The organism is Arthrobacter sp. NPDC080031 (assembly GCF_040702485.1).
In the GTDB taxonomy this organism is placed as follows: Bacteria; Actinomycetota; Actinomycetes; order Actinomycetales; family Micrococcaceae; genus Arthrobacter.
Map to the genome: position 1 here is coordinate 22,185 of NZ_JBFBLA010000013.1, position 15,764 is coordinate 37,948.

General features: G+C 64.7%; 15 protein-coding genes. 6 read left to right on the plus strand and 9 right to left on the minus strand.

What is annotated here, in order from left to right:
• Nucleotides 1-29: 29 nt before the first annotated feature.
• A complete protein-coding gene (locus AB0323_RS12565) occupies nt 30-797 on the plus strand; it encodes a DeoR/GlpR family DNA-binding transcription regulator (protein ID WP_366177615.1) in 768 nt (255 codons plus the stop codon).
• Here AB0323_RS12565 and AB0323_RS12570 read toward each other — a convergent pair.
• Nucleotides 794-1,690, minus strand: coding sequence for a LysR family transcriptional regulator (locus tag AB0323_RS12570; protein ID WP_366177616.1), 897 nt, complete (start codon nt 1,688-1,690; stop codon nt 794-796). The two genes, AB0323_RS12565 and AB0323_RS12570, sit on opposite strands and share 4 nt — an antisense overlap.
• An 81-nt stretch (nt 1,691-1,771) precedes the next feature.
• Between AB0323_RS12570 and AB0323_RS12575 the strand changes: the two genes are divergently transcribed.
• Both AB0323_RS12575 and AB0323_RS12580 read left to right on the plus strand, forming a co-directional pair.
• Complete coding sequence (locus tag AB0323_RS12575; RefSeq protein WP_366177617.1) at nt 1,772-3,019, plus strand: MFS transporter; 1,248 nt, start codon at nt 1,772-1,774, stop codon at nt 3,017-3,019.
• 654 nt (nt 3,020-3,673) lie between these two features.
• The gene (locus tag AB0323_RS12580; protein WP_366177618.1) at nt 3,674-5,830 is read left to right on the plus strand and encodes a glycogen debranching N-terminal domain-containing protein; all 2,157 of its coding nucleotides are present in this window, start codon (nt 3,674-3,676) and stop codon (nt 5,828-5,830) included.
• 35 nt (nt 5,831-5,865) lie between these two features.
• On the opposite strand, the gene AB0323_RS12585 is transcribed toward AB0323_RS12580, so the two are convergent.
• Genes AB0323_RS12585 through AB0323_RS12620 form a run of 8 tightly spaced genes read right to left on the minus strand, consistent with a single transcriptional unit; the run spans nt 5,866 to nt 13,377 of the window.
• Nucleotides 5,866-6,504, minus strand: coding sequence for an XRE family transcriptional regulator (locus AB0323_RS12585; RefSeq protein WP_364535720.1), 639 nt, complete (start codon nt 6,502-6,504; stop codon nt 5,866-5,868).
• A gap of 47 nt (nt 6,505-6,551) precedes the next feature.
• Nucleotides 6,552-7,808 carry an allantoate amidohydrolase gene (locus AB0323_RS12590; RefSeq protein WP_366177619.1) on the minus strand — a complete coding sequence of 419 codons (1,257 nt, stop codon included), beginning with the start codon at nt 7,806-7,808 and terminating at the stop codon, nt 6,552-6,554.
• Entirely contained in the window at nt 7,805-8,971 is a 1,167-nt protein-coding gene (locus tag AB0323_RS12595; protein WP_366177620.1) for an FAD-dependent oxidoreductase, read from the minus strand. Before AB0323_RS12595 ends, AB0323_RS12590 begins: the two co-directional genes overlap by 4 nt.
• Entirely contained in the window at nt 8,971-10,344 is a 1,374-nt protein-coding gene (locus tag AB0323_RS12600; protein WP_366177621.1) for an FMN-binding glutamate synthase family protein, read from the minus strand. The genes AB0323_RS12595 and AB0323_RS12600 overlap by 1 nt, the downstream gene beginning before the upstream one ends.
• Before the next feature lie 11 nt (nt 10,345-10,355).
• The gene (locus AB0323_RS12605) at nt 10,356-11,066 is read right to left on the minus strand and encodes a protein glxC (protein ID WP_366177622.1); all 711 of its coding nucleotides are present in this window, start codon (nt 11,064-11,066) and stop codon (nt 10,356-10,358) included.
• The gene (locus AB0323_RS12610) at nt 11,054-11,962 is read right to left on the minus strand and encodes a glutamine amidotransferase (RefSeq protein WP_366177623.1); all 909 of its coding nucleotides are present in this window, start codon (nt 11,960-11,962) and stop codon (nt 11,054-11,056) included. Before AB0323_RS12610 ends, AB0323_RS12605 begins: the two co-directional genes overlap by 13 nt.
• A gap of 27 nt (nt 11,963-11,989) precedes the next feature.
• Nucleotides 11,990-12,841: a hypothetical protein gene (locus AB0323_RS12615; protein WP_366177624.1), complete on the minus strand. Its 852-nt coding sequence runs from the start codon at nt 12,839-12,841 to the stop codon at nt 11,990-11,992.
• Nucleotides 12,826-13,377 (minus strand): hypothetical protein, encoded by a 552-nt coding sequence (locus AB0323_RS12620; protein ID WP_366177625.1) that lies wholly within the window; start codon nt 13,375-13,377, stop codon nt 12,826-12,828. The genes AB0323_RS12615 and AB0323_RS12620 overlap by 16 nt, the downstream gene beginning before the upstream one ends.
• Before the next feature lie 255 nt (nt 13,378-13,632).
• Here AB0323_RS12620 and AB0323_RS12625 point away from each other — a divergent pair, with 255 nt between their 5' ends.
• From AB0323_RS12625 to AB0323_RS12635, 3 genes are all read left to right on the plus strand, one after another.
• Nucleotides 13,633-14,922, plus strand: a complete 1,290-nt coding sequence (locus AB0323_RS12625; protein WP_366177626.1) for an ammonium transporter — start codon at nt 13,633-13,635, stop codon at nt 14,920-14,922.
• Nucleotides 14,923-15,227: 305 nt separating this feature from the next.
• Entirely contained in the window at nt 15,228-15,473 is a 246-nt protein-coding gene (locus tag AB0323_RS12630; protein ID WP_366177627.1) for a hypothetical protein, read from the plus strand.
• A gap of 42 nt (nt 15,474-15,515) precedes the next feature.
• Nucleotides 15,516-15,740, plus strand: a complete 225-nt coding sequence (locus tag AB0323_RS12635; RefSeq protein ID WP_366177628.1) for a hypothetical protein — start codon at nt 15,516-15,518, stop codon at nt 15,738-15,740.
• Nucleotides 15,741-15,764: the final 24 nt, after the last annotated feature.

The window sequence follows — 15,764 nt, forward strand, 5'->3', positions numbered from 1 at the left end:
AACACGCGCCGAGGTGAAATAGTCGAACCATGAATGCTAACGGGCGGCGAACAACGATAGCCGCAATACTCGAGGTCCGTCCGGCTACTGTCGAAGAGCTCGCCGAAGAATTCGGTGTATCGCTTTCGACGATCCGCCGGGATCTCGAACGCCTCACGGCCAGCGGTCGAATTCATCGCACCTATGGAGGCGCCGTCACCGCTGGCTACTCTCCACGCGAGCAGAGCCTTCAGGAGCGCGAACTCGTCGCGCGTGACGCGAAGCTCATGATCGGTCGGTTCGCAGCTTCGCTTGTCGCTCCGGGTTCCGTCAACCTGCTCGACGCCGGCACAACAGTCGGCGCTCTCGCAGAGAACCTGACAACCCGCTCGGAACTGACCATCATCACAAATGGGATGACGTGCGCCCGGATACTCGAGCACGCGGAGGGTGTCGATCTCGTGTTGTTGGGAGGACACCTGCGTCACATCAGCTCCGGAACTGTCGGCCCCCTCGCGGAAGCGGCATTGAGTAGCCTCACCGCAGACGCGGCATTCCTGGGGGCCGATGGGGTGGATCCCCTTCGTGGTCTCAGCGAAACCACTGATCAACAGGCTTCGCTCAAACGGGCGATGATCTCGGCAGCCAACGAGATTTATGTGCTGGCCGACGCCAGCAAATTGGGTGCCAAATCGGCACACTGGTGGGCAGCGATCGATCGTCCTTGGACCCTTATCACCGACTCATCCATCACTCCGGAGCAACTCGCCATGTTCCAAAGCCGCTCCGATATCAACGTGAACGTCGCATCTGACTAAATATCAAAGACCGGCTGGGTGGTGTGCCTGAATTTGAGGATCAGTGCTTGTTCGGCCGCTGTGGGCTGCCGGGCGGCGGAGCGGGCCAATTGGATCCTCCAGTTCAGGGGAGTTTTGATGGACCAAGTGCCAACCCCGGTCTCTTTTGAAAGTGCGGACCGGGGCAGGAAGACAACTCCAAGGTCCTGCCGCACGAGTTCCAAGGCCATGGAAAAGGACACGACCTCGGCGGAGACCGTACGGTTCAGTGCGGCAGAGCTGAAGGAGTTGTCCACAGTCGCGCGGTTTCCCCATCCCTCGGGAAAGTCAATAAAGGGTTCGTCGACAAGCTCGGACAGAGCCACGCGCTTCCGCCCGGACAGGCGGTGCCGGACCGAGCAGACAAAGTCAATTCCCTCGACGTGCATGGGGTATAGCTCAAAACCTGGAGCAGCCTGCTCGGGCACGGAGACCAGCGCCAGGTCCAAGGCCCCGGAGCGGAGGTCTTCCAGGCTGGTACGCGTGCCCTGGACGGTTTGCCGGAGCTTCACGACGACGTCCGGGTAGTCCCGGCGGACCTCTCGCAGGATCTGCAACACATCAATGGATCCGACGTGGGCAAGCGTGCCGAGGACAACTGCCCCTCGAACCGCCCCTCTGGCGGCGTCGACGGCGTCCCGTGCAGCCTGTACATCCGTCAAGACCACGCGTGCGCGCGGGAGCAGAACCTCCCCCGCGGGCGTGAGCCGGATGCTGCGGCCCTGGCGCACGAACAATTCTGCGCCAAGCTCGCGTTCGAGTTGTTTGATGCCGGCCGAGACGGCGGACTGGACGATGTTGACCCGGCGGGCGCCCCCGGTGAAACTCAGGGCCTCGGCGACCGCAAGGAAGTATTCGAGGTGAAAGAGCTGCATGCCTCTATTATCGCTGATCGCGATGGATACTAGCGTGAATAAGCGTTGGACGCGATGGCAGACCAATTGAATACTGGAGGAATGGCTAGTACTTCAACTTCATTTGCACCCAGCACCGCGGCTACTCGGACGCACGAACGCCGGCACGCACGAGGATTCTGGGTCGTCGCCTTCGTCTTCATGATCACGATGGCCTTCGCCTCGGCGCCCGCCCCGCTGTATGTGCTCTACCAGCAGCGCGACGGTTTCAACGCCTTCACCGTCACGCTCATCTTCGCGGCGTACGCTGCCGGAGTGGTGGTCAGCCTTTTCCTGGCCGGACATATTTCCGACAGATTCGGCCGTCGTCGGGTTATCGCACCCGCCGTTGTGCTCAACGTCGTGGCGGCACTGGTCTTCCTGGTCTGGCCGGAGCTACCGGGCCTGCTGCTGGCGCGATTCATCTGCGGCTTAGGCATTGGTATGCTCACGGCCACCGCGACAGCGCATATGACAGAACTACGCAGTGCGGCAAGACCCGGCGCCAGGTCCCGGCGGGCCGAGGTTATCTCCACCGCCGCCAATATCGGGGGCCTCGGCCTGGGCCCCCTCCTCACCGGCTTTATGGCCGAGTACGCGCCGATGCCCCTCTACACCCCGTATGTCGTATTCGCGTTCCTGCTGCTGATCGGGCTGCTGCTGGTGGTCACGGTTCCCGAAACCGTCAACACCGTCGACGGAACCTGGACCTACCGGCCCCAGCGGATGAACGTTCCTCAAGCCGCGCGGGGACAGTACCTGGCTTCAACCCTTCTGGCCTTCGTCGGATTTGCCGTCTTCGGCTTCTTCACCTCTCTGGCCCCAGCCTTTATCTCGGGGCAGTTGAGAATTGCCTCCCACTTGGTGGCCGGCGGGGTGACATTCGTCGTTTTCGCCTCCTCGGCATCCTTCCAAGTCCTCTCCTCCCGCTGGTCGCGCACCGCACAGCTCGCCGCCGGACTCGGCCTCCTCGCGGCCGGACTTGCCACGGTCATCGCGGCAATCACCGCTTCGTCACTGCCGCTGCTGATCACCGGCGGAATCGTTGCCGGCTCCGGGGTCGGCGCGACGTTCAAGTCCGCAATCGGCTCGGTGATCGCCATCTCCTCGGCTAACACCCGAGGGGAGGCATTGACCGGGCTGTTTCTCGCCGGCTACATCGGTATGGCGCTTCCCGTCGTTGCGCTCGGACTGATCATGCAATCCCTGCCGCTCGTCCTGTCCGTCGTGATATTCGGCAGCGTAATGCTCGCGCTCACCGTCGTCACCGCCTTGGCCCTGATACGCACTCGCCCGACTATAAGAAGCTGAGAAGTCCGGTCCAGGGCCAGGGTGGACCCGTCTTCAGGAACGTGGATCTTTCAGGCACGCTCCGGGAGGCCGCTGTCTCCTTGAGTGAGGGTCTGTCTTCCCCGATGGTTGGCGGAGTGAGGTTCAATGGCCCACGCTGCCCCGTGCAGGAGACGGGCCAGCAATCCCCGCAGGCGGACCAGGCCCCTGCGGGTGCTTCCGGCCGGTCGTGGCGGAATGACCGGGGCATTTGGCAATGCGCTGAGTGCTTCATGGTTGACGGACTTGACGACTGCACAAGCCATCATTAGTGAAAAATCCACAGTTCTCTTCTGTCGTTGTTACGCACCGAAATGCGCCCTTGCCCAGGCATTCTTCAGGCACAGGTGAGTGGGGGGGTTGGAGGGACTCATCCGGAAACCGGTTTCGTCACGTCCCTACAGACAACGTTATGTGGCAAGGGGAATCATGTCAGCAGCTGTGCCGCTCCCTGGTTTTCCTAGGACTGGGCGACCTACCTTCCCCGGAAGCCCCCCGATCCCGGTCCCGGATGCGCACCGCCTACTATCCATGCGCGCAAAGGCGTAGCGTCTATTCAACGGAGTATAGCGATCGACGGGTTTACCCGGAGCCGCATAGCGCCGCGCCGGTCGTGAGCCGTTGAAGGAGGCGGGGTTGGCTGGATGGAATGCTGACACGGCAGCCGGGCCGGTGGGGTCCGGCACGGTTACTTTGGTGGAGGGTTCGTCCTTTTGTATTTCCTCGGCCAATGGAGACATCCATCCCGAGCATCCGCACGGTGTTTTCCATGACGACACCCGCATTTTGTCCCGATGGAACCTCGCAGTCAACGGCCAGCCCCTGGAGCCTCTGACGGCGGAGACGAAGGAACCCTACCGGGCTTTGTTCATTGGCCGTGTTCCCCGCTCCGACGGGTACGCGGACAGCCCCATGATCGTTGAGCGCCTGCGGGAAGTCAGTGCCGGGATCCTGGAGGAGATCACCCTCCGGAACTACTCCTCCGACGACGCCGAATGCGTGGTCACCCTCAGCGTCGAAGCCGACTTCGCGGATCTCTTCGAGGTAAAGGAGGCTCGCGTCCAGCGGCGCTGGGAGGAATCCCGCCATCCGGAGGGCGACTCCCTGACCATTAGGGCAGCCTGGCAGGACCTCCGGAAGGGTATCGTCGTCAAGGCAAGCGGCGCCGACGTCTCCCCGGAGGCCCTGAGCTACCGGCTGGTTGTCCCGCCGCACGGCCACTGGAGCACCTGGGTGAGCGTGGTGCCCGCCGTCGACGGCGCCGTACCGGTGGCATCGTTCGTTCGTCCGGCCGAAGGGGAGGTATCCCGTAGCGACCGCCGCCGCCAGGAATGGGTGGCGAAGATTCCCCAACTGCATATGGGCAACCGTTCGGTCGAACGGACCCTGCGGCGCAGCTACGACGACCTGGGCGCGCTTCGCATTGAGGATCCTGCCCATCCGGAGCGGATCGTGGTGGCCGCCGGCGCTCCGTGGTTCATGACGCTCTTCGGCCGGGACTCGCTCTGGGCTTCGGAAATGGCGCTTCCCGTGGACCCGTCCCTGGCACTGGGCACCTTGCAGACCCTGGCTGACCGCCAAGGCAGCGTGGTGGATCCCATGAGCGAGGAAGAGCCGGGAAAGATCCTGCACGAGGTCAGGCTCGGAGTCTCCAGCGGGCTCTCCCTGGGCGGCAAGTCCGTCTACTACGGCAGCGTCGACGCGACCCCGCAGTTCGTGATGACGCTCGGATCGGTGAGCCGCTGGGGTTTTGCCAAGGACACCATCGCGGCGCTGCTGCCCCACGCCGACCGCGCACTGGACTGGGTCCGCACGTACGGGGACAAGGACGGCGACGGGTTCGTCGAATATGAGCGCCTCAACGACCAGGGCCTCATCAACCAGGGCTGGAAGGACTCCTGGGACGGCATCAACTTCGCCGACGGCCGGCTGGCCGAACCCCCGATCGCGCTCTGCGAAGTCCAGGCTTTGGTCTACACCGCGCTGTTGTCCCGGGCATGGATGGCGTACGACGCCGGTGACTCACCCTTGGCCGCCCGGCTCACCGGCGAAGCAGCGAAATTGAAAAAACGGTTCAACGAACAGTTCTGGATGCCCGACCGCGGCTACTATGCCATCGCCCTGGACGGCAAGAAACGGCAGGTCGACGCGTGCGCGTCGAACATGGGGCAATGCCTGTGGCACGGCATTATCGATGAAGACAAGGCACCGCTGGTCGCCGAACGCCTCATGTCCCCCGAGATGTTCAGCGGCTGGGGAGTGCGAACCCTCGCGAGCGACATGGGCGCCTACAATCCCGCCAGCTACCACAACGGATCGGTCTGGCCGCATGACAACGCGATCATTGCCGTCGGCCTGATGCGCTACGGCTTCGTGGAAGAAGCACAGCGGATCTCCACCGCCCTCTTCGAAGCGGCCGATTACACCAATGGCAGGCTCCCGGAACTGTTCTGCGGCTTCAGCCGCGACCAGGTCACCGAGCCCGTTCCGTATCCGACGGCATGTTCCCCGCAGGCCTGGGCAGCGACCACGCCGATCCGGCTGGTGACGAGCCTGATGCGCTACGACGCCCATATTTCACGCGGCGGATTCTGGATGGACCCGGCACTCCCGGAATCCTTCGGCGATCTGCACATCACCAACGCGCCGATGGCTGGTAGCCGGATCACCGTCGACATCGCCCACTCCGTCCCGACCGTGCAGGGGCTTCCCGAAGGAATTGTGTTCCACCGTGCCCACCGGCCATGGCTGACAGAACTGATGGAACAAGCCGGGCTGGGAGACCCGGGCTAGCCTTGCCGTCCGAGCGTCGCTATTTAGCTGCGTCGCTATTTAGCGGAGATGGCCAGGAACCTGATGGGCAGTTCCATCAGCTCCAGCGGACCATGCGGCCCTTCGCCGTCGAGAAGAAGAGAATCCCCGGCCTCCATCGTGTACTCGTAGGCGCCGTGGCCGTAGACCATCTTGCCGGAGAGCATGTAGATGAATTCCGTGCCGGGGTGCTGGAACAACGGAAAGACATCCGAGGCGTCCGTCAGCGTCACCAGCGTGGGCTCGAGAGCGTCCGTGCGGCCCTTGAGGGTCCCCAGGACGCGGTATTCGTGCCCGTGCTGGGTTCCGCTGCGCACGGTCAGGCTGCCTTCACCGTTCCTGGTGAACGTGGCATCCCTGTCGGTGTCCGCGCCCCGGAACAATGCCGTGACGGGGATGTTCAGACCGTCCGCCAGACGCTGCAGCGATGTCAGGGAACAGGAGGTACTGGCCGACTCGATCTTGGAGATCATCGCCTTGGAGAGGCCGGTTCTGGCGGCGAGTTCGGCGGCCGAGAGTCCCTGGGCCGAGCGGTAGCGGCGGAGTTGCCCGGCGATGACGCGTTCAAGTTTGCCGGGTGCGTCCGTGCCGTCGGTGCCTGCCGAACGCTCGGTTTCCGGCGCGAGGTTCGTGTGGCTGGTTGAGGGGCTGCTCATTCAGCCATCATAAGTCGGGTCCGCCCGTTCTAGCCCAGGTGCCCGTTCTAGCCCAGGTTCCTGGCTTCGCCCAGCAATCCGCCCAGCGCATCGGCAAGTGCCAAGGCACCTGCCTCGGCATCGTGGTCCTCTACCAGTTCCTCGGGAGAATGCGAGATCCCGCTCGGGTTCCTGACGAACAGCATCGCGGTGGGGAGGTGGCCTGCGAGCACTCCGGCGTCGTGGCCTGCGCCCGTGTCCAGGACAGGTGCATCCCGGAGCAGCTTCTGGAGCTGGGCCCGCAGGCCGGTGTCGAAGTGCACCGTGGGGCTGAGCGATTCAACGCCGAAGGTCACAGTGCAGTTTTCCTCTGCGGCGATGACATGCGCGTTGAGGTGGATGGATTCGACGAGCGCTGCCGTGACTTCATCGCGTGGGTGCCGGACGTCGATCCACAGGTCGACCCGGGAGGCAATGACGTTGGTGCCTCCGGGAACGGGCTGCAGGCGGCCCACGGTCGCGCGGGCGTCCCGGTAATTCCTTGCCGTGTCGCGGATGCCGATCATGATCTTGGCTGCTGCGATCATCGGATCTCTCCGGTCCTTCATCAGGGTGGTTCCGGCGTGGTTGCCCTGGCCGTTCACCGAGAGCTTCCACCGGCCGTGGCCCAGGATGGACGATCCGATGGCCACCGGTTGGTCCAGGTCGACCAGTCCCCTCCCCTGTTCGACGTGCAGTTCCACGAACATGCCCAGCTGTTGGAGGGTTTCGGGGTCTGCGCCAATAAACCGGGGGTCCTGTCCGTTGGCCGCCGCCACATCCGCGTAAGTGTTGCCGTCGGCGTCTTTGAGGTTGCGTGCCTTGTCAGGGTCGAGGGCGCCGGTAAGCAGCCGGGAGCCCAGACAGGCGACGCCGAATCGGGAGCCTTCCTCTTCCGGGAAGACCGCGATCGCCAGGGGGCGGCGCGGACGGATACCGCGGGCCTTGAGAACATCGACGGCGACGAGGGCCGAGGCGACGCCCAGGGGTCCGTCGTACTCGCCGCCGCCGGGTACGGAGTCCAGATGGCTGCCCGTGACGACGGCGTCCTTGCGGATTCGGGTCGCGGTGTCCCACCAAGCCCAGACGATCCCGTTGTTGTCAGTGATGATATCGAGTCCGCGCCTGCCGGCCTGCTCGATGAACCAGCTGCGCAGCTCGGTTTCTGCGTGGGAGAAGACCGGACGGGAATATCCGCCGCGGCGCGGGTCCGTCCCGACGCTGGAGATGTCCCGCATGAGCCCGGTGACGGTGTCGCTTGCCGGTTTGGTCGCCAAAGGGGTCACGTACTGGGTCCGTTTCTGTAGGAAGGTTGGTTGATGATCCGCGCGGTGGCTTGCCGGAAGCGCGCCGGGATATCGCCGGTCCCGGTGGCCATGTCGGCCGCCCATTGCCCGATCAGCGGGGCGAATTTCGCACCATGCCCCGAACAGGGGGACACGATAGTGAGGCCGCCGGTCCGGTCGATGACGAAGTCCTCATTGGGGGTATTGGTGAACAGGCAGGTCGTTTCTGCGTACGGCTCGGGGTCGAGGCCGGGTAGGTATCTTTCCACGTAGTCCACCACGCGCCGTCGGTTATCCGGGTCCACCAGGCCGGTTTGGGCAGCGGCCGAGGGGATGAATTTTCCGCCGTTGTATTCGGCGACCTTCTGCCCGGCGAAGCCGGCATCCCGGCCTCCGGGCAGCCCGTAGGTCTGGATGTCCGGGCCCTTATGGATGAACGTGGGCCATGGACCGCCGTCGGAAAGGTAGCGGAAAAGGTAGGCCTGCTCCTGCCGGACGGTGAACTCCGGCAGGCCGGTAAGGAACCCCGGCGGAAGCGGCAACTGTCCCAGCAACGACGGCAACCAGCCGCCGGCGCTGATGACGACGTTGCCGGCGTCGAGCGTCTCCCAGCCGTCGGCAACCAGACGGTAGCCGGATCCCCGCTTGTCCACGCGCGATACGTTCCAGCCGGTCAGCAGCCGGGCGCCGTGCTTCACTGCCTGTCCGATCATGGCGTTGACTGCACTCTCGGCGTCGATCACTCCGGCACCGGGGTGCCAGAGCACGGCGGTATCAAAGGCGATGTGCGGCCAGCGTGCTCTTGCCTCGGTTGCGCTGAGGAGTTCGTGCTCGACGCCTGTCGCGGCGAGGATGCCCGCGAGGTGTTCCGGTTGCCGCCCGGAACCGTAGTCCACCGCCCCGAAAGGCGTGATCAGTTCCAGCCCGCTTGCCCGGTCCAGTTCATCCCACAAGGCCTTGGACTCGATGACAGCCCGGGTATAGAACGCGTCCGGGTAGGCGTAGCGGAAGATCCGGGCGGATCCGTGGGAGCTGCCGTCGTGGCTGGCCGGGCGCGTGCGTTCGAGGATCGTGACGTCGTGGCCGCGGGCGGCCAGCTGCCACGCCGTGGCGGCGCCGGCCAGCCCGGCGCCGACCACGACATATTCAGCGGACTCCGGCACTACTTCGCTCCGGGGATCCAGTTGGTGCCGGCCAGGGGAACGCGTGCCATGGCGGAGGCTTCGACGGTGAGGGCCACGAGGTCCTCGGGTTCGAGGTTGTGCAGGTGGGATTTTCCGCAGGCCCGGGCGATCGTCTGGGCTTCCATCGTCAGGACGCGCAGGTAGTTGGCCAGGCGCCGCCCGCCGGCAACGGGGTCCAGCCTCGAGGAGAGTTCGGGGTCCTGGGTAGTGATGCCGGCGGGGTCGCGTCCGTCCTGGAAGTCGTCGTAGAACCCGGCTGCCGAGCCCAGGGCCGCGTATTCGGCAGCGTAGCGGGGGTCGTTGTCCCCCAGCGCAATCAGCGCGGCGGTGCCGATCGCGACGGCGTCGGCTCCGAGGGCCATGGCCTTGGCGACGTCGGCGCCGGTGCGGATGCCTCCGGAAACGATGAGTTGGACTTTGCGGTGCATGCCCAGTTCCTGCAGGGCCTGGACTGCTTGCGGGATGGCGGCCAGGGTGGGGATGCCGACGTTTTCGATGAAGACCTGTTGGGTGGCGGCGGTTCCGCCCTGCATTCCGTCAACAACCACGACGTCGGCTCCGGCCTTCACCGCCAGGGCGGTGTCGTAGTAGGGCCGGGATGCGCCGATCTTGACGTAGATGGGGGTCTTCCAGTCGGTAATTTCGCGCAGTTCGCCGATCTTGATTTCGAGGTCGTCGGGTCCGGTCCAGTCGGGGTGGCGGCTGGCGGAGCGCTGGTCGATGCCGACGGGCAGGGTGCGCATCCCGGCGACTCGCTCGGTGATCTTCTGGCCCAGGAGCATGCCGCCGCCGCCGGGTTTGGCGCCCTGGCCGAGCACGATTTCGATCGCGTCGGCTTTGCGCAGGTCGTCCGGGTTCATGCCGTAGCGGGAGGGCAGGTACTGGTACACGAGGTGCTTGGACTGGCCGCGCTCCTCGGGCGTCATGCCGCCGTCGCCCGTTGTGGTGGAGGTTCCCACCTCGCTGGCCCCGCGGCCCAGCGCTTCCTTGGCGTTCGCCGACAGCGCGCCGAAGCTCATCCCGGCGATGGTCACCGGGGTCTGCAGGTGCAGCGGTTTGCTCGCGTGGCGGTCGCCGAGGACGACGTCGGTGTCGCACTTTTCGCGGTAGCCCTCCAGCGGGTAACGGGACATGGAAGCGCCGAGGAAGAGCAGGTCATCGAAGTGCGGGACCTTGCGTTTGGCACCCCAGCCGCGGATGTCGTAGACGCCGGTGGCGGCGGCGCGCTGGATGTCGGCGATGGTCGCGCGGTCGAAGGTGGCGGATTCGCGCAGGCCAAGCTCTTCCGTGTGCCGGGCGGGGGTGCTTTGGGCCGGGAGGACGGTGTCCTGCGGCCGTGAGGTGATGGTCATGGGAGTGTCCTTTAGTACGAGGCCGAGTTGTGGACGCTGAAGTGGTAGAGGTTTCGTGCCGAGCCGTAGCGTTTGAAGTCCGCAGGGTTGTCGGTCCGGCCCGCCGCGCTGAGCAGCCCTTCGAGTTCCTCAAGGTGTTCGGCTTCCATCGGCTTTTCGATGCAGTCCGCACCCAGGGACGCCACGGTTCCCTTCACGTAGAGACGGGCTTCGTAGATGGAGTCGCCCAGCGCATCCCCGGCGTCCCCGCAGACCACGAGCCGGCCGGCCTGCGCCATGAACGCCGACATGTGGCCGATGTTCCCGCCGACCACGATGTCCACGCCCTTCATGGAGATCCCGCAGCGGGCCCCGGCGTTGCCGTCGATCACCACGAGTCCGCCGTGTCCGGTGGCTGCGGCCGACTGGGACGCGTCACCTTTCACGTGCACTTTTCCGGACATGATGTTCTCTGCGAGTCCGACGCCGGCGTTGCCGTTGATGGTCACGGTGCCTGTTTGGTGCATTCCGGCGGCGTAGTAGCCCGCATGGCCATCTACTGTGACGGAAATGTCGGCGTTGATTCCGACGGCGAGGCTGTGCTTGCCGCCGGGGCGTTCGACGACGAAGGATTGGCCGTCCGTCGCGTCGTGCAGGACTTGGTTGAGGCCCCGGACGGCGGATTCCGCGAGATCGATCGTTGTTGCGGGTGCTGCTGTTTCGGGGGCTGTCAGAGTGACCATGTGTAGACCTTTCCGGGTTCCGGTTCAAAGATGCGGGCTGTCTCGATGCCGGGCAGGGCTGCAAGCGCGCGGTATTCGGAGGCCATCGCGACATAGTCGTCGGTTTCGGCGATGATGGCTGGCTTGCAGGCGATCGGGTCCCGGACCACTGCCATGCTGTCGGCGGTGGTGACCACCAGGGTGTAAAAGCCGTCGAAGACCTTGCCGAGGTTGATGAGGGCCGTTTCCAGGTCATCGCCCTGCTGCAGGCGTGAGGCGATGTAGCGGGCCCCCACTTCGGTGTCGTTGTCCGAATCGAAGACGGCTCCTTCGCGTTTGAGCTCCCGCCGGATGGTGGCGTGGTTGGAGAAGGATCCGTTGTGGACCAGGCACAGGTCGTCCGCCACGGAGAACGGGTGGGACCCGCCTGCGGTGACGGCGGATTCGGTGGCCATGCGGGTGTGGGACAGGCCCTGGCTTCCGGCCATGGCCTCGAGTCCGTGTTCGGCGGCGATCTTCATGGGGTGGCCCACGCTTTTCATCACGGCGACGTGTTCGCCGCGGCCGATGATGGTGGAACCGGGGAGGGTTTCGCTGACGGCCTTCACCAGAAGGTCAGTCCCGACGGCGGCGCTCACCAGGGTGGTGTCCCCCACCACCCTGACGGACGGTGCGGCGGACCGCGCCAGCAGGTTTTCCAGAGCTTCCGTGATGTCGCCGATCGGCAGGCCCTGGTCCTTGCCCAGCAGGCTGAGCGTGGAAGTGCCCTTGGAGACGAGGCCGGGAGTGTCGTAGACGGCCAGGCCGGCGGAGTCCGGTCCGCGGTCCACGATCTGGCACATCATGGAGAACAGGAGGCTGCCCATCTGTGGGTGCAGCGAGGGGTTGCGCAGCTGCAGCGCGGCAATTCCGCACATCGTGTGTCCTTTTGCTAGTGGGGTCTGTCAGATCGAGGTCAAATAGGTTCGGATTTCCCAGTCGCTGACCTGGTTGTGCCAGGCCAGGAACTCTTCTTCCTTGGCATCGGCGTAGTAGCTGCCGATCGTCTCGTCGCCGCTCAGGCTGGAAAGCATCACCGGGTCGCGGCGCAGCGCCTCGACGGCGTGCAGGAGGGTCGCCGGGAGCAGGTGGGCGTCCGGTTGTGATTCGCCCGGTCCGGACGGTGCGCCGGGGTCGGTTCCCTTCGTGACGCCGTCGAGTCCTGCTTCGATGGCCGTGGCGATGGCCAGGTACGGGTTGGCGGAGCCGTCCCCGGAACGCAGTTCGATCCGCTTGTTGTCCGGAACACGGATCATGTGGGTGCGGTCATTGCCCCCGAACGAGGCCTTGCGCGGTGACCAGGTGGCGCCGGAGGAGCTGGTGGTGGCGCCCGACCGCTTGTAGGAGTTGACCGTCGGGGCGAGGAACGCCTGAAGGGCCGGCGCATGTTCCAGGATGCCCCCGATGAACGAATAGGCGAGGTCGGAGAGACCGAGTCCCCTGCCGCCGTCGTCCGCACCGTCGTCGTCCCCCGGGAACAGTGCCTCCGCGCCTGACCATAGGGACAGGTGGAAGTGCAGGCCGGTGCCGGTGCGGTCGGTGAACGGCTTGGGCATGAACGTCGCGGTCATGCCGCGCTGTTCGGCGAGGATGTTCAGGATGTAGCGCAGGGTGACCACGCGGTCCGCCGTGGTGAGTGCGTCGGCATAATTGAAGTTCTGCTCAAACTGTCCGGCGGCGTCCTCGTGGTCGTTGGCGTAGTTGCCCCAACCCAGGCCGTTCATCGCCTCCGAGATGGAGGTCAGGTGCTCGTACATGCGGGTGACGCCGCGGGCGTCATAGCAAGGGCGGGGCGAGTCGTCATTGGCGTCGGCAGTGCTGAGGGAGCCGTCGGGTTCTTGGTGACGAGGAAATACTCGACTTCGGCCCCCACCTTGGCCTGCATGCCCTTCTCCGCCAGCCGTGCGAGCGTGTTTTTCAGGATCACCCGCGGGGCGAAGGGCCAAGGGGCGCCGTCCACGTGCGGGTCGCAGTGGATGATCGCCAGGCCCTCCTTGATGAACGGCACGGGCGTAAACGAGGTGAGATCGGGCACTGCGATGAGATCGGAGTCCTGCGGCTTCTGGCCGATCAGCCCGGCCGCGTACCCGGCAAATCCCATGGCGCCGGCCTCGAGCTCGTCCGCGGCTTCGACCGGAACCAGCTTGGCGCACGGTTTGCCGGTCATGTCCACGAACGTCGCCAGCAGGAACCGCACGTTGTGCGTCTTGGCGATGTCCGCGAGGGAAATCTCTCCGGCCTCGGCCGGCACCGATTGCACGGTTGGTACTTCAGGGGTTGCGACACTGGTCATCGGAACTGTCCTGTTCAATTGGTGTTACCTAAGGGGAAACGCTGTTGAACCACAGTAGTCAAAATGATGTTACAGGCGCGCTCCCGAAGTGTTAAATCCACATGTCACGATTAGGCGGCGAATGCAACGGGAACTTAACGTGAGCGAAACCTGCGGTCGTTCACTGTCATGAATCATGGTTTCATCCCACGGTCACATTGAGCGACGCCTCCTGCGTCAACGGCCGTCAGCCTCCCCTTTCCTGATTGGAGCCCCATGAATTCTGGAGATACCGCCTGGATCCTCGCCGCAGGCGCCTTGCTGTGCATCATGATCCCCGGCCTTGCCCTGTTCTACGGCGGCATGGTCGGTTCGCGCAGGATCCTGAACATGATGATGATGTGCTTTGGCGGAATGAGCATCGTCGCGGTGCTTTGGGCCGTGTTCGGCTACTCGATGGTCTTCGGCAACTCGGTCGGCGGTGCCGGCCTCATCGGCAACATCGCCGAGTACTTCGGGATGGAGCAATTGCTCGCCGAGGACCCGAACGCGCCCATACCTGCGGCACTGTTCGCCTCCTTCCAGCTGTTCTTTGCCGGAATCACGACGGCGATCATCGCCGGGGCGGCGGCCGGACGAATGAAATTCGGTGCGTGGATGACCTTCGCCGCGCTTTGGGCAACCCTGGTCTACTTTCCCCTCGCCCACTGGGTATTCGCGTTCACTTCTGCCGACGGCGCCGTGACCGGCGGATGGATCGTCAACAACCTCAAGGCCATCGACTTCGCCGGCGGAACAGCTGTCCACATGAACGCCGGAATCGCCGCCCTCGCCCTCGCCCTCGTCCTCGGACGCAGCGCAGGCTGGCCCAAGAGCGAACACACCAAACCCCACAGCCGGCCGCTCGTCCTGGTCGGCGCAGGACTCCTGTGGGCTGGCTGGTTCGGCTTCAACGCAGGATCGGCCCTCACCGCCGGCCAGTCCGCGTCCGTGGTGTTCCTGAACACCGCCGTCGCCGCCTGCGCCGGACTCCTGGCCTGGGCACTCGTGGAACGTATCAGGCTGGGCAGCGCCAGCAGCATGGGCGCCGCATCCGGCCTGATCTCGGCCCTCGTCGCCATCACTCCCGCGTGCGGAGCTGTCAGCCCCCTCGGCGCTCTCGCCATCGGGGTGATCGCCGGTGCCGTCTGCTCCCTGGCCATCGAACTCAAGTTCCGCCTGGGCTTCGACGACTCACTCGACGTCGTCGGTGTGCACCTGGTCGGCGGCATCCTCGGAACCCTGTTGATCGGCTTCTTCGCCACTGCCGCGGCACCGAACAAGGTGAACGGGCTGTTCTACGGCGGCGGGTTCGGCCTGCTCGGCATCCAGACCGTGGCGACAGCGGCCGTGCTCGGCTATTCCTTCATCGTCACTTGGGTCATCGCCAAGGTCCTCAACGTCACGATGGGCTTGCGCATCCACGAAGCCGATGAACTACGCGGCATAGACATCACCGCCCACTCCGAGGCCGCGTACCTCAGCGACGAAGAACCCGTCGAACTGGGCTCCCCGCACCGCGGTTAGACCGGCGCCGGAGGGCAACCCTCTTGCCCGCGACAGCCCAGTCTTCCCTACGCCTCCAGCAGCCAATCCAAGCCTGCCCTCAACCTCCCTCGCTCCCGGCCCGTTTTTGTTTTACGATATTGACTAAACCCGAATAGTAAGCATGCTTACATTTTCTTGGCAGTAAGTCGTCAGTGAGAGCAGGAGAGAACGATGCGCTCCATCGATGCTTCTGAATCCAAACAGGGCCCGACCCCGAGCGGGGGGCCTCTGCGGAACATCCGTCGGGGAAGAGCCTGCGGCAAGGAGATCCCGGGAGGCACGGCGTGACGCTCTACCAGCCAGACCCGGTTGAAATATCCACCAGGATGCGTCCCGGTGAGTGGACAGAAGAGAGCCTGAACGCCTTGGTGGCCTCCTACCGGGAGAAACTTCTCGATATGGGGGCGTCGGCTTCCGAGATTGAAATCGAGACCGAACGGGACGAGGACGGCGGGGTGAGTGTGGTCGTCACATGGATCAAATCACCAGTGACTGAGGTGGATCAGGATTCCGGCGATGGAACCATCTAAGCGGGCCCCGTCGGAGGGCGGATCGACACCAAGGGGGACATTTTGGCTCGACCCGCTTATGTAACCCAGTGCTACGGCTTTAAGGGGCTCGGTTACCTCGTCAAATGTGCTGATCACACCAAAGACCGGGTCTTCCCCGGGCTCGAAGGTGCACTCGGTTTTGCCCAGGAGTACAACAACAAGCACCATCACGGCGCCGCCCCCTACTTCCACGACTGGAGCAACCGGCAGCTCGAATTGATCGGGGAGCCTCTCAAGGACCGCTGAGGCTCCCCGCGATACCACCGATTG